The organism is Massilia sp. ST3 (assembly GCF_018119405.1).
Lineage (GTDB): Bacteria > Pseudomonadota > Gammaproteobacteria > Burkholderiales > Burkholderiaceae_D > Telluria.
In genome coordinates this window covers 22608-35535 of record NZ_JAGPWC010000005.1, presented here as the reverse complement: position 1 = coordinate 35535, position 12928 = coordinate 22608, and the positions used below count along the sequence as shown (strand labels likewise).

General features: G+C 66.8%; 11 protein-coding genes. 5 read left to right on the top strand and 6 right to left on the bottom strand.

Features of this window, described 5'->3' with window-relative positions; translation table 11 throughout:
* Positions 1-19 precede the first annotated feature (19 nt).
* Together KBW98_RS02735 and KBW98_RS02730 are read left to right on the top strand one after the other, a co-directional pair.
* Positions 20-3175, top strand: a complete 3156-nt coding sequence (locus tag KBW98_RS02735) for an efflux RND transporter permease subunit (RefSeq protein WP_211518556.1) — start codon at positions 20-22, stop codon at positions 3173-3175.
* Positions 3172-4602: an efflux transporter outer membrane subunit gene (locus KBW98_RS02730; RefSeq protein ID WP_211518555.1), complete on the top strand. Its 1431-nt coding sequence runs from the start codon at positions 3172-3174 to the stop codon at positions 4600-4602. Before KBW98_RS02735 ends, KBW98_RS02730 begins: the two co-directional genes overlap by 4 nt.
* Before the next feature lie 102 nt (positions 4603-4704).
* On the opposite strand, the gene KBW98_RS02725 is transcribed toward KBW98_RS02730, so the two are convergent.
* A complete protein-coding gene (locus tag KBW98_RS02725; RefSeq protein WP_211518554.1) occupies positions 4705-5661 on the bottom strand; it encodes a GlxA family transcriptional regulator in 957 nt (318 codons plus the stop codon).
* Between the two features lie 94 nt (positions 5662-5755).
* Here KBW98_RS02725 and KBW98_RS02720 point away from each other — a divergent pair, with 94 nt between their 5' ends.
* Positions 5756-6196, top strand: a complete 441-nt coding sequence (locus KBW98_RS02720) for a thioesterase family protein (protein ID WP_211518553.1) — start codon at positions 5756-5758, stop codon at positions 6194-6196.
* A gap of 122 nt (positions 6197-6318) precedes the next feature.
* Positions 6319-7092, top strand: coding sequence for a hypothetical protein (locus KBW98_RS02715; RefSeq protein ID WP_211518552.1), 774 nt, complete (start codon positions 6319-6321; stop codon positions 7090-7092).
* A 17-nt stretch (positions 7093-7109) separates the two neighbouring features.
* Here KBW98_RS02715 and hemW read toward each other — a convergent pair whose 3' ends face one another.
* From hemW to KBW98_RS02690, 5 genes are all read right to left on the bottom strand, one after another.
* On the bottom strand, positions 7110-8345 hold the full coding sequence (hemW, locus tag KBW98_RS02710; RefSeq protein WP_211518551.1) for a radical SAM family heme chaperone HemW: 1236 nt from the start codon (positions 8343-8345) through the stop codon (positions 7110-7112).
* Positions 8342-8926: an RdgB/HAM1 family non-canonical purine NTP pyrophosphatase gene (rdgB, locus tag KBW98_RS02705; protein ID WP_211518550.1), complete on the bottom strand. Its 585-nt coding sequence runs from the start codon at positions 8924-8926 to the stop codon at positions 8342-8344. The genes hemW and rdgB overlap by 4 nt, the downstream gene beginning before the upstream one ends.
* Before the next feature lie 176 nt (positions 8927-9102).
* Entirely contained in the window at positions 9103-9837 is a 735-nt protein-coding gene (gene rph / locus KBW98_RS02700) for a ribonuclease PH (protein WP_211518549.1), read from the bottom strand.
* A 12-nt stretch (positions 9838-9849) separates the two neighbouring features.
* Complete coding sequence (locus KBW98_RS02695) at positions 9850-10776, bottom strand: PP2C family serine/threonine-protein phosphatase (RefSeq protein ID WP_211518637.1); 927 nt, start codon at positions 10774-10776, stop codon at positions 9850-9852.
* Between the two features lie 9 nt (positions 10777-10785).
* Positions 10786-11760, bottom strand: a complete 975-nt coding sequence (locus tag KBW98_RS02690) for a serine/threonine-protein kinase (RefSeq protein ID WP_211518548.1) — start codon at positions 11758-11760, stop codon at positions 10786-10788.
* A 164-nt stretch (positions 11761-11924) separates the two neighbouring features.
* Here KBW98_RS02690 and KBW98_RS02685 point away from each other — a divergent pair, with 164 nt between their 5' ends.
* The gene (locus KBW98_RS02685) at positions 11925-12812 is read left to right on the top strand and encodes a YicC/YloC family endoribonuclease (protein WP_211518547.1); all 888 of its coding nucleotides are present in this window, start codon (positions 11925-11927) and stop codon (positions 12810-12812) included.
* The last annotated feature ends 116 nt before the right edge of the window (positions 12813-12928 follow it).

Here is a 12928-nt window from a genome sequence, read left to right as displayed (position 1 = left end):
ACAAGAACAGGAACCTCCAATGGCACGTTTTTTCATTGACCGCCCTATTTTCGCCTGGGTGATCGCGCTGTTCATCATGGTGATCGGCGGCGTCTCGATCACCCAGCTGCCGATCGCCCAGTATCCGAACGTGGCTCCGCCATCGATCGTGATCAATGCCGCCTATCCGGGCGCATCGGCCCAGACCCTGGAAGACTCGGTCATCTCCGTCATCGAACGCGAGATGAACGGTTCGCCGGGCCTGATCTACATGGAATCGAGCAGCTCCGCCAACGGCAGCGGCTCGATCACCCTCACCTTCGAAACCGGCACCGACCCCGACCTGGCCCAGGTGGACGTGCAGAACCGCCTGTCGCGCGCGGCCCCGCGCCTGCCGCAGGCCGTGAACCAGCAGGGCGTGCGCGTCGACAAGGTGCGCGCCAACTTCCTGCTGTTCACGATTCTCTCGTCGGACGATCCGAAGTGGGACCCGATCGCGCTGGGCGACTACGCCTCGCGCACCGTGCTGCCTGAACTCCAGCGCATCAAGGGCGTCGGCACCGCGCAGCTGTTCGGCACCGAGCGCGCGATGCGCGTCTGGATCGACCCGGCCAAGCTGGTGGGTTTCCGCCTGTCCCCCGCCGACGTCAACAACGCCATCCGCAGCCAGAACGCCCAGGTGGCCTCGGGCACCATCGGCGAACTGCCGCTGGCCGCGGGCCAGGAAATCAACGCGACCGTGGTCGTGACCGGCCAGCTGAATACCGTCGAACAGTTCGGCAACATCGTGCTGCGCGCGAATCCGGACGGCTCCACCGTGCGCCTGCGCGACGTAGCCCGCATCGAGATCGGCGGCCAGGGCTACGCCACCTCGGCGCGCCTGAACGGCAAACCCTCGACCGGTATCGGCATCCAGCTGGCGCCGTCCGGCAATGCGCTGGAAACCGCGAAGCTGATCAAGACCCGCATGGAAGAACTGTCGAAGTTCTTCCCGGCCGGGATGAAGTACGCGATCCCCTTCGACAGCTCGAAGTTCATCGACATCTCGATCGAGCAGGTGGTGCATACCCTGGTCGAAGCGATCGTGCTGGTGTTCCTGGTGATGTACCTGTTCCTGCAGAACATCCGCTACACCCTGATCCCGACCATCGTGGTGCCGGTCGCCCTGCTCGGCTCCCTGGCCACCCTGCTGGCGCTGGGCTTCTCGATCAACGTGCTCACCATGTTCGGCATGGTGCTGGTGATCGGTATCGTGGTCGACGACGCCATCGTGGTGGTCGAGAACGTCGAACGCATCATGAGCGAGGAAGGCCTGCACCCGCTGGCCGCGACGCGCAAGGCGATGGGCCAGATCTCGGGCGCGATCATCGGCGTGACCGTGGTCCTGATGTCGGTGTTCGTGCCGCTGGCCTTCTTCGGCGGCGCGGTCGGCAACATCTACCGCCAGTTCGCGGCCGTCATGGTGTCCTCGATCGCCTTCTCGGCCTTCCTGGCGCTGACCCTGACTCCGGCGCTGTGCGCCCACCTGCTGAAACCCGTCGAAGCGGGCCACCACCACGAGAAGAAGGGCTTCTTCGGCTGGTTCAACCGCAAGTTCACGGCCACCGCCAAGAACTACGAGAGCTGGGTCGCGCGCCTGCTGCGCGGCACCGGCCGCGCGATGCTGGTGTTCGTGGTGGTCACCGGCGTGGTCGCCCTGCTGTTCACGCGCATGCCGAACTCCTTCCTGCCGAACGAGGACCAGGGCTACGTGATCGCCAACATCCAGCTGCCGCCGGGCGCCACCCAGGAACGCACCAGCGAAGTGATGCGCCAGGTGGAAGGCTTCGTCATGAAACAGCCGGAAGTGGCCAACATGGTCAGCGTGCTGGGCTTCTCGTTCTCGGGCTCCGGCCAGAACATGGCGCTGGCCTTCATTCCGCTCAAGGACTGGGACGAGCGCAAGGGCGACGGCTCGAGCGCGCAGGCGCTGGCCGGCCGCATCATGGGCGGCCTGTCCGGCGTGCGCGACGCCTTCATCTTCGCGCTGTCGCCCCCGCCGATTCCCGAACTGGGGCGCGGCACCGGCTTCACCTTCCGCCTGCAGGACCGCGGCGGCGCCGGCCACGACGCCCTGCTGGCGGCGCGCAACCAGCTGCTGGGCATGGCGGCGCAGAGCAAGATCCTGGCCGGCGTGCGCCCGGAAGGCCTGGAAGACGCGCCCCAGGTGATGCTCGATATCGACCGCGACAAGGCGCAGGCCCTGGGCGTGACCTTCGACGCCATCAACACCGCGATCTCGACCTCGCTCGGTTCGTCCTACGTGAACGACTTCCCGAACGCCGGCCGCCTGCAGCGTGTCGTGGTGCAGGCCGAGGCCAGCGCCCGCATGCAGCCGGACGACCTGCTGCGCCTGAACGCGCTCAACGTCCAGGGCCAGCCGGTGCCGCTGTCGTCCTTCGCCACCACGCGCTGGATCACCGGCCCGATGCAGACCATCCGCTACAACGGCTACCCGTCGATGAGCATCGCCGGCGACAGCAAGCCGGGCTACTCGACCGGCGACGCGATGGCCGAGATGGAGCGCCTCGCGGGCCAGCTGCCGTCGGGCTTCGCCTTCGAATGGACCGGCCAGTCGCGCGAGGAAAAGCTGTCCGGCTCGACCATGGGCATCCTGATGGCCTTCTCGATGCTGGCGATCTTCCTGGCGCTGGCGGCGCTGTACGAGAGCTGGTCGATCCCGGTCTCGGTGCTGCTAGTGGTGCCGCTGGGCGTGCTGGGCGCGATCCTGGCCGCCATGCTGCGCGGCTATCCGAACGATGTGTACTTCAAGATCGGCCTGGTGACCATCATCGGCCTGGCGGCGAAGAACGCGGTCTTGATCATCGAATTCGCGAAGGATCTGCAAGCGCAGGGCAAATCGCCGATGGAAGCCGCGATCCAGGCGGCGCACCTGCGCTTCCGTCCGATCATCATGACCTCGCTGGCCTTCATCCTGGGCGTGCTGCCGCTGGTGATCGCCGGCGGCGCGGGCTCCGCATCGCAGCGCGCGATCGGTACCGGCGTGATGGGCGGCATGATCACCGCGACGACCCTGGGCGTGCTCTTCGTTCCGGTATTCTTCGTCGTGATCCGCAAGTTCTTCAAGGGCAGCGAGCGCCAGCGCAAGAAGTACGCGCATGAAGAAGAAACCCTCGTCGAGGACAAGAAAATATGATCAAACGCATCAAACTCATCGTGACTCCGCTGGCGCTGGCGATGGCGCTGGCAGGCTGCATGTCGCTGGCGCCCAAGTACGAGCGTCCGCAGGCGCCGGTGGCCGGCAGCTTCCCCGAGGTGCCGCGCGCAGCCAGCGCACCGGCCAACGCGGCGGCGACGGAAGCGCCGGCGGCCATCGAATGGCAGCGCTTCTTCGCCGACGCGCGCCTGAAGCAGCTGATCGGGCAGGCCCTGGCCAACAACCGCGACCTGCGCATCGCCATCGCCAACATCGAGCAGGCGCGTGCGCAATACCGCATCCAGCGCGCCGACCGCCTGCCGTCCGTGGGCGCGGCCATCACCGGCCAGCGCCAGACCACGGGCGAGGACCAGCCGATCGAGAGCGTCTACCAGGCCGGCCTGACCGTGTCCGCCTTCGAGCTCGATTTGTTCGGCCGCGTGCGCAACCTGTCGGAAGCCGCGCTGGCGCAGTACCTGGCCACCGAGGAAGCGCGCAAGACCGCGCAGATCAGCCTGATCTCCTCGGTCGCCAACGCTTACTTGCAGCTGCTGGCGGACGAGGAACTGCTGTCGCTGGCCCAGCGCACCGTGCAGACCCGCGAGGAATCGGACAAGCTGACCCAGCTGCGTTTCGAGAACGGCGTGTCCTCGCGCCTGGAAGTGCAGCAGTCGCGCTCGCTGGTCGAGACTGCGCGCACCACCCTGGCGCAGGCCCAGCGCCAGCGCGCGCAGGACATCAACCTGCTGACCCTGCTGGTGGGCCAGCCGATCCCGGAAAACCCGGCCGGCGCCACCCTGGCGTCGACCGAGCTGCCCGACCTGCCGGCCGGCCTGCCCTCGGACCTGCTGGCCAGCCGCCCGGACATCCGCGCGGCCGAGCAGCAGCTGATCGCGGCCAACGCCAACATCGGCGCAGCGCGCGCCAACTTCTTCCCGCGCATTACGCTGACGGGCAGCGTGGGCAGCGCCAGCACCGAGCTCTCCGGCCTGTTCAAGAGCGGCTCGTATGGCTGGACCTTCGCACCGCAGGCGATCCTGCCGATCTTCGACTACGGCCGCAACACGGCGGTACTGGGTTCGGCCCGCGCCCAGCGCGACGTGGCGGTGGCGCAGTACGAACGCTCGATCCAGACCGCGTTCCGCGAAGTGGCGGACGCGCTGGCGGGCCAGGCCACCTTCAGCGAACAGCTGCGCGCCCAGCGCGCGGTGGCGGAAGCGGAAGCCGACCGCTTCAACCTGTCGGACCTGCGCTACCGGAACGGCGCGGCCAGCTACCTGGACCTGCTGGATGCGCAGCGTTCGCTGTTCCAGGCGCAGCAGCTGGCGATCCAGGCGAACCTGCTGCGCTTGCAGAACCAGGTGACCTTGTATCGCGTGCTGGGAGGTGGGTGGACGGAGGCTGCGACGCCAGTGGCGGCGCGCTGAGCGTACTCTCGGAACGGGCCTGCGGGCCCGTTTTTTATTGTAGTGGTGTGCTTGCAAACTTGGGTTCCGGCCTTCGCCGGAACCCAAGTTCAACGCGCCGCGTTAGCCTCGCAACTCCCGCACCCCTTTCCCCAACCGCTTGCGCAGCAAGGACCGCAACGTCACCCCATCCCGATACCCCACCTGCTCCGCAATCCGCTCCACCGCCAAATCGCTCGTCCTGAGCAAATGCACCGCCCGCTCCACCCGCAAATCCTGCACGTGCTCCACCGGCGTCTTCCCCAGCGTCTCATCCAGCCTGCGCGCCAGGGTGCGCTTGCTGGTCGCGAGCGCGGCCGCCGCCGCGTCCAGGCTGAAGCGCTCGGCCAGGTGCTCGCGCGCCCAGCGGTCGAAGCGGCTCACCAGCGGATCGTCGTGCAGCAGGTGGTCGGAGATCACATAGGCGCTCTGGCTGGGCCGCGCGTCGACGATCAGGTAGCGCGCCACCAGGCTGGCGAGCTCGGGGCTGCTTTGCCGGATCAGCCACAGCGCCAGGTCCAGGTGCCCCAGCGCCGCGCCCGCCGTGACGAAGGGTCCTGACGGCACCACCATGCGCCGTGGATCCAGTTCCACCAGCGGATAGCGTTCGCGGAACATCGGCGCCAGCCACCAGGTGCAGGTGGCTTCCTGCCCGTCCAGCAGGCCGGCCTCGGCCAGCACGAAGGCGCCGATGCAGGGCGCCGCGATGCGCACGCCCAGCTCCGCCCAGCGCCGCAACACGGCGCCCGCTTCGCGCACTTCCTCGCTGTCCAGAGCCCTGGCGAGCGGCTCCGGCATCTTGTACCCGATGGCGGGCACGATGGCCAGGTCCGGCAGACCGCATGCATCCAGCGGCGCCACCGGCACGCCCAGGCCCTGCGCGGTGCGTACATTGGGAAGTACACTGGTCAAGGTCAGCTCGAAGGGCGCGTGCGCATCGGGCGACAGGCCCGCCAGCTCATTGGCGGTGCGGAATGCATCGAGCACCGCGGCCAATCCGGTGTCAAACACCCCATCCAGGGCAAGAACGGCGATGCGCATGGCAAACCCGGTGTCGATATAGTCAATTCTGCCAGTATCCCACCGCGCCTGGCCCCTGTACAGTAACGCCACGTTTCGAATGAGGAGTACACACATGTTCCAGAAAACCCTGGTCGCCGGATGGGGCGACATGGACTTCAACGCACACATGCGCAATACCGCCTACCTGGACAAGTCGGCCGACGTACGCATGATGTATTTCGCCGAGCACGGCTTTCCGATGTCCGAGTTCATGCGCCTGCAGCTGGGACCGGTGGTGATGCGCGACCAGATCGAGTACTTCCGCGAATGCCGCCTGCTCGACGAGATCACGGTGACCTTCGCGATGGCCGGGCTGTCGGAAGACGCCAGCCGCATGAACCTGCAGAACACCTTCTACCGCGACGGCGTGCTGTGCGCGCGCGTGACTTCGCTGGGCGGCTGGTTCGACCTGCGCCAGCGCAAGCTGGCGGTGCCGCCGCCGGAGCTGGCCGACCTGCTGCGCAGCCTGGCGCGCACCGAGGATTTCGCGGTCCTGCCCGGCAGTGCGCGTTGAAGCTTGTTGAAGCGCGGAATTGAGCCGCGGGCGCACGCAGCGCGAAAGCGATTTGGCTACACTGGACGCATCGACCGCGTTAGGAATGGCGCCTTGGGCGCCTGCCGGCCATGCGACAATTCTTGCACTCACACTGGAAGCTGATTGCGATCCTGCTTGCCATCGTGCTGGCGCTGATCACGGCGGAAATCGATTCCGCCCCCGCAGCGCCGCCATTGTCGGCGCGCCTGCGCGCCCACGTGGAAGCGGCTGCCGCAACGAAGCACGATACTTCCGGGCGCTATATCGAGAGCTCGCTGAAGGCCTTCGGCTATGCCCCTGCCCGCCTGACGCAGGAAACCGGCGGGCGCAGGCTGCGCAGCATCGAGGCCGTGCTGCGCAACGTGGCGCCGGGCGCGCGGCCCGAGCGCGTCTTCCTTGTCGGCGACCGCGGCAGCGGCACGGCGGCGGTGCTGGAACTGGCGCGCCTGCTGAAGACCGTACAGCCCAGCCGCGGTACCGAGATCAGGTTCGTGTTCCTTCTCGACCAGGCCGCAGCCGCTCCGGACGGCGCCGCGGAGGACGCGGGGAATTTCATTGCCTTCGCCGGCACCATGGCCTCGTCGGCGCGGGTGCGCCAGGCGCTGGCCGCCTTCAAGGAGCAGCCCGACACGCTCGAGCATGGACTGGCGGCGCCGGCCCACGTGATGGGCGTGACGCTGTCCAGCCACGGCAAGCCTTATACGCCGAGTCTCGGCGCTTATCCCGCCCTGCTGGTGACCGACACCGGCTTCCTGGGCTATCCCTACCACGAGACCACCGCGGACGCCGACAAGGTGGACGTCGAAGCCATGGCGCGCACGGTGAGCGGCCTGGCGCGCACCCTCACCGCGCTGGCGGGCGCGGTGCGCACTTAATCCGCCTTCCTCCCGCCTCATTCGGCCAGGAACATCTCCTGCAGGTCGTTCAGGAAGCGCTGGCCCAGTTCTGTCGGGCGGATCAGCTTGTGGTCGCGGTAGAGCAGGCCCTTGGCCTCGGCCGCGTCGAGGTCCTTGGCGATGGCGCTGATGCTCATGCCGGTGCGTTCGCCGAACAGGTTCGGGTCGAAGCCGTCCACCAGGCGCAGCGTATTGAGCATGAACTCGAAGCCCATCTCGGCGCGGGCGAGCTCGCGCTCTTCCTGCACCGGGTTGCCGCGTTTCGCCGCTTCCATGAAGGAAGCCGGCTGCTTGAAGCGCGCCTGGCGCAGGATGCGGTGCGGGAAGGAGATCTTCGAGTGCGCGCCGGCGCCGATGCCCAGGTAGTCGCCGAACTGCCAGTAGTTCAAGTTGTGGCGCGCGCGGCGGCCCTTGTGCGCATAGGCCGACACTTCGTAGTGCTCGTAGCCGGCGACCGCGGTCAGCTCCGCGATCATGTCCTGCATGTCGGCGCTCGCGTCGTCGTCCGGCAGCTGGGGCGGGTACTTGGCGAAGACCGTGTTCGGTTCCATCGTCAGGTGGTACAGCGACAGGTGCGGCGGCTCGAAGGACAGCGCCGTTTCCAGGTCGCGCCGCGCCTCCTCCAGCGTTTGCGCAGGCAGCGCGTACATCAAGTCGAGGTTGAAATTGTCGAAAGTCGACTTCGCGATCTCGACCGCGCGCAGGGCTTCGCCGCCGTCATGGATGCGTCCCAGGGCCTGGAGGTGGGCAGGGTTGAAGCTCTGGATGCCGATCGACAGGCGGTTCACGCCGCTGTCGCGGTAGGCCTTGAAGCGCTCGGCCTCGAAGGTGCCCGGGTTGGCTTCCATCGTGATCTCGGCGTCCAGCTCGAGCGGCAGCAGGGTGCGCACCATGGCCAGCAGCTGGTCCAGGGCCTGGGCCGACATCAGGCTGGGCGTGCCGCCGCCGATGAAGACGGTGTGGATCTTGCGGCCCCAGATCAGCGGGAGCGACTGCTCCAGGTCGAGGCGCAGCGCGTCCAGGTATGCCTGTTCCGGCACCTCGCCCTTGGCCTCGTGCGAATTGAAGTCGCAGTACGGGCACTTGCGCACGCACCAGGGCCAGTGGATGTAGAGCGACAGCGGCGGCAGCGCCGTCAGATTCAGCGCGCCCGGCTGCAGGTATTGCAGGGCGGCGGTGGCGGGAGACCGGGGCTCGCCGGACGCTTGTCCCGCGACTTTGATGGGAATCATTTCAGTTTCTCGACGAGGGCGCGCAAGGCCTGGCCGCGGTGCGACATGCCGTTCTTTTGCGCCGGGTCCAGCTCGGCGGTGGTCTTGCCGAGCGAGGGAATCAGGAAGTGCGGGTCGTAGCCGAAGCCATTGGCGCCGCGCGGCTCGGCGATGATCTCGCCGGCCCAAGTACCATCGGCGATCACCGGCTGCGGGTCGTCGGCGTGGCGCACGTAGACCAGCACGCAGTAGTAGTAGGCCGACTTGTCGGCGTGGCCGGCCAGGTCGGCCACCAGCTTCTCGTTGTTGCGGGCATCGGATTTCGGTTCGCCCGCATAGCGCGCCGAGTAAACGCCCGGTGCGCCGCCGAGAGCGTTCACGCACACGCCCGAATCGTCGGCCAGCGCCGGCAGGCCGGTCAGGCGCGCGGCATGGCGCGCCTTGGCCAGGGCGTTCTCGACGAAGGTGCCGAAGGGCTCTTCCGCTTCCGGCACGTCGAATTCGCCTTGCGGGTGCAGGTCGAAGCCGATGGGTGCGAGGAGCTGGGCGAATTCCTTCAGCTTGCCGGCGTTGTTGGAGGCGAGGATCAGGCGTTGGGTCATGGCGGTGTGTGGGGTGAAATCTGCGGAGGGGGGATATTTTACTGCTTTGGGCTAGCGCGTGCTCTTGCGGCTGCGGTGCAAACATGGGTCCCCGCCTGCGCGGGGATGACGTGCTAGCCGAAGTGGCAAGCTCAAAAACCGTCATCCCCGCGCAGGCGGGAACCCAAGTTCGCTTGTTAAACCACCAACCCCAGCGCCTGCCGCTGCAGCTTCACCAGATCCGTAATGCCCAGCTGCGCCAGATCCAGCAAGCGGTTCATTCCCGCCCGGTCGAACGCCGCGCCTTCCGCCGTCCCCTGCACTTCGATGAAGTGCCCGGAATCCGTCATCACCACATTCATGTCGGTATCGCAATCCGAATCCTCGACATAATCCAGGTCCAACACCGGCATCCCGCGGTACACGCCCACCGAGATCGCCGCCACGAAGTGCCGCACCGGCACCGAGGCGATCATGTCGCGGCCCGCCAGCGCCTGGAAGGCGTCGTAGGCCGCCACCATGGCGCCGGTGATCGAGGCGGTACGGGTGCCGCCGTCGGCCTGGATCACGTCGCAGTCCAGGTGCAGGGTGCGCTCGCCGAAGGCTTCCAGGTCAAAGGCGGCGCGCAGCGAGCGGCCGATCAGGCGCTGGATTTCCTGGGTGCGGCCGGTCTGCTTGCCGCGCGCGGCTTCGCGGTCCATGCGGGTATGGGTCGAACGCGGCAGCATGCCGTATTCGGCGGTCAGCCAGCCCTGGCCCTTCCCTTTCAGGAAAGGCGGCACCTTCTCCTCGATGCTGGCGGTGCAGATCACCTTGGTGTCGCCGCATTCGATCAGGACCGAACCCTCGGCATGCTTGGTGTACTGGCGCGTGATGCGGATCGGGCGCAGCTGGTCGACCGCGCGCCCGCTCGGGCGGTGTTCAAATGTCATGGGTGTGCTTTCTTATTTGAGTAATTGGGAAGACTTCTCGATCGCCTCGCGGATCTCGGCGATCGCCTTTTCGATTTCGTCCTCGTCAAAGGCGTCGGTCTCGGACGGCGCCGGCTGGCCGGCGGTGATCGTCGAGCTGACCCCGTCCTCGGGCAGCATCTGGGTGGAAATCACGTTCTCCGCGGCGGCGCCGGGCACGTCGGCCCCCTGCCACATGATACCGAGGGCGGTCGTGTTGTCGGCGCGCGCGCCGCCGATCGCGGCTGCCATGGACACCATGTCGGGAATCGCCTGCCCCAGGGGGGAAGTCGAGAGCCGGTGCACGATCTCGGTGTCGGGCAGCATGCCCCACAGGCCGTCGGAACACAGCAGCAGCAGGTCCCCCGGCTCCAGGCTGGCCTGGCGCGAGAGCTCCACTTTCGGCGTGCCGGAGGCGCCCAGGCAGTTATACAGCTTGTTGCGGTCCGGGTGGGTGTTGCGCTCAGCCTCCGTGGCGCGGCCTTTTTCGATCAGGTATTCGAGGTGCGAGTGGTCGCGCGTGCGCGCCAGGATCTGGTTGCGGCGCAGCCAGTACAGGCGCGAGTCGCCGCAATGCGCCCAGATCGCGTAGTTATGCTGCACCAGGCAGGCCACCACGGTGGTGCGCGGCGTGTCCGGCAGCTGGTGCCTGGCCGCGTAGTCGTTGATGTCGCGATGCGCCTGCTGCAGGGCTTCCTCCAGGAAGCGCTCGGGTTTCTTCACGTAGGGCTTGGCCTGCATGCGGAACAGCATCGAGATGGTCTGCAGGGCGATGGTGGCGGCGATCTCGCCGCGCAGGTGTCCGCCCATGCCGTCGGCCAGCACCAGCAGCAGCGCGTCGCGCGTGAAGCTGTAGCCCATGCGGTCCTGGTTGACCTTGCGTCCGCCGATGTGGCTTTGCTGGTAGACGGAAAACTGCATCATCCCTCCTTACTTGCGGCCCAGGCCGAAACGGCCCGCCAGCCCCCGCCAGCCGGATGCCCGTTCTTCTTCAACAGGTTCCGGCTCCGGCAGCGGCGCCGCGGGCGCCGCCTGCAAGACCTTCTGGATCGCGAACACGCTCTGCGGGCGCGCCAGCGGATCGAGCGCCAGGCAGGAACGCACCATGGTCACCAGCTCGCGCGAATAGCGCGCTTCGAGTGCGTCGAGCTGGGCCGGCAGCTTGTCCTCCTGCCTGCGCGCGTCGACCGCCTGCGGCGTGACGCAGGCCATGCACGCGAACATGGCCGCGCCGATGCTGTAGATGTCGGTCCAGGGACCGAGGGCCGCGCCCCTGGCGCCCAGTTCCGGCGCCGCGAAGCCCGGCGTGTACATGGGCGCCAGCATGGGCGCGTCGATGTTGATGGTCTGGCGCGCCGCGCCGAAGTCCAGCAGCAGCGGCGAGCCGTCCAGGCGCAGGTAGATGTTGGCGGGCTTGAGGTCGAGGTGGAGCAGCTTGTTGGCGTGGACTTCGCGCAGCCCGCCGCACACCCCGTTGAACACCTGGCGCACGAACTGCTCGCCCAGGCGGCTGCCGCGCCCGGCCACGCGCGCGATGTGGTCCTGCAGGGTGTGCCCGGATTCGTAGGCCATCACCATGTACACCGTCTCGTTCGCGCGGAAGAAATTCACCACCCGCACCACATTCGGATGGACGATCCTGGCCAGCGCCCGCCCCTCCTCGAAGAAACACTTCAGGCCGATGCGGAAGATCGGTAGATTGGGCTTTGAAACAAGCGGTATGAGCTCGCCCGGCTGGCGCAATGCGAGCGCGCTGGGCAGGTATTCCTTGATCGCGACCGCGTTCCCTTCGCCGTCATATGCCAGATAAACAATACTGAACCCACCGGACGCAATTTTCTTTACAATGCGGTATCCGGCAATTTCCAGGCCATCGGGCAGGGGTGCGTTATTCTGAGCGGCCATCCAAGTGGGTTTCCTTGCTAAACAGGACGATTGTGTGGATAAATATCGGCTTTGTAAAGAATAAGAGCGTCTAACAAAAATCTCGGGGCAAGCGCTACAACGCCGCCATGGGGGTTTTGTGAGGCGCTCTAAAAATACCGGGGATCCCATTGAGCATTTCAAGCATGACTGGTTATGCGGTCGCCACCAGCGAAGGCGCTGCCGGCACCCTCACGATCGAGATCAAGAGCGTCAATTCGCGCTTCCTCGATCTTCAGTTCCGCATCAACGACGACCTGCGCGCGCTGGAACCCGAGCTGCGTGCGGCGATCATGGCCGCGATCACCCGCGGCAAGGTGGAAGTGCGCCTGTCCTTCGGCCGCAAGGCCAGCGGCGGCTCGCAGGCCCTCAACCAGGAACTGCTGAACGACCTCGCCCGCCTGCAGGCTGAAGTGACCCGCCATTTCGCGTCCGCGCCCCAGATGACGGTAGCGGAACTGCTGCGCTGGCCGGGCGTGATCGAGGAATCGACCATCGGCCAGGAATCGCTCCAGGCCGACGTCGCGGCCCTGACCAAGACCACCATCGCCGCCTTCGTGGAAAGCCGCAAGCGCGAAGGCGCGGCCCTGGACGCCATGCTGCAGTCGCGCATCGACGCCATGGAAGCCATCGTCAAGCGCATCACCCCGCTGATCCCGCAAGTCATCGCCCAGTTCCAGCAGAAGGCCATCGAGCGCATGCAGGACGCGCTCGGCCTGGCCGGCCACGGCAACCCGACGACCCTGACGCGCCAGGAAGTGCTGGAACGCATCCGCCAGGAAGTGACCCTGTACGGCATCCGCATCGACGTGTCGGAAGAGCTGTCGCGCCTGTCGGCCCACCTGAACGAAACCCGCCACATCCTGAAGAAAGGCGGCCAGGTCGGCAAGCGCCTCGACTTCATGATGCAGGAACTGAACCGCGAAGCGAACACGCTGGGCGCCAAGGCCTCGGTCAAGGAGCTGGCGGATGCGTCGATGGAGCTCAAGCTGCTGATCGAGCAGATGCGCGAGCAGGTGCAGAATCTCGAGTAAATCGGACGTTCGTTGGACGCGTGGACGGGGGACCCGTCCACCCTACAGTTTGCGATAACGTAGGGTGGACGGGTTTCCCGTCCACGCGTTCAACGTTAACATGAATCACCGCGAAG

Excerpts from the sequence above, each read along its gene's own strand:
- KBW98_RS02735 (WP_211518556.1), top strand. The coding sequence starts at position 20 with ATGGCACGTTTTTTCATTGACCGCCCTATTTTCGCCTGGGTGATCGCG.
- KBW98_RS02730 (WP_211518555.1), top strand. The coding sequence starts at position 3,172 with ATGATCAAACGCATCAAACTCATCGTGACTCCGCTGGCGCTGGCGATG.
- KBW98_RS02725 (WP_211518554.1), bottom strand. The coding sequence starts at position 5,661 with ATGCGCATCGCCGTTCTTGCCCTGGATGGGGTGTTTGACACCGGATTG.
- KBW98_RS02720 (WP_211518553.1), top strand. The coding sequence starts at position 5,756 with ATGTTCCAGAAAACCCTGGTCGCCGGATGGGGCGACATGGACTTCAAC.
- hemW (WP_211518551.1), bottom strand. The coding sequence starts at position 8,345 with ATGATTCCCATCAAAGTCGCGGGACAAGCGTCCGGCGAGCCCCGGTCT.
- rdgB (WP_211518550.1), bottom strand. The coding sequence starts at position 8,926 with ATGACCCAACGCCTGATCCTCGCCTCCAACAACGCCGGCAAGCTGAAG.
- rph (WP_211518549.1), bottom strand. The coding sequence starts at position 9,837 with ATGACATTTGAACACCGCCCGAGCGGGCGCGCGGTCGACCAGCTGCGC.
- KBW98_RS02695 (WP_211518637.1), bottom strand. The coding sequence starts at position 10,776 with ATGCAGTTTTCCGTCTACCAGCAAAGCCACATCGGCGGACGCAAGGTC.
- KBW98_RS02690 (WP_211518548.1), bottom strand. The coding sequence starts at position 11,760 with ATGGCCGCTCAGAATAACGCACCCCTGCCCGATGGCCTGGAAATTGCC.
- KBW98_RS02685 (WP_211518547.1), top strand. The coding sequence starts at position 11,925 with ATGACTGGTTATGCGGTCGCCACCAGCGAAGGCGCTGCCGGCACCCTC.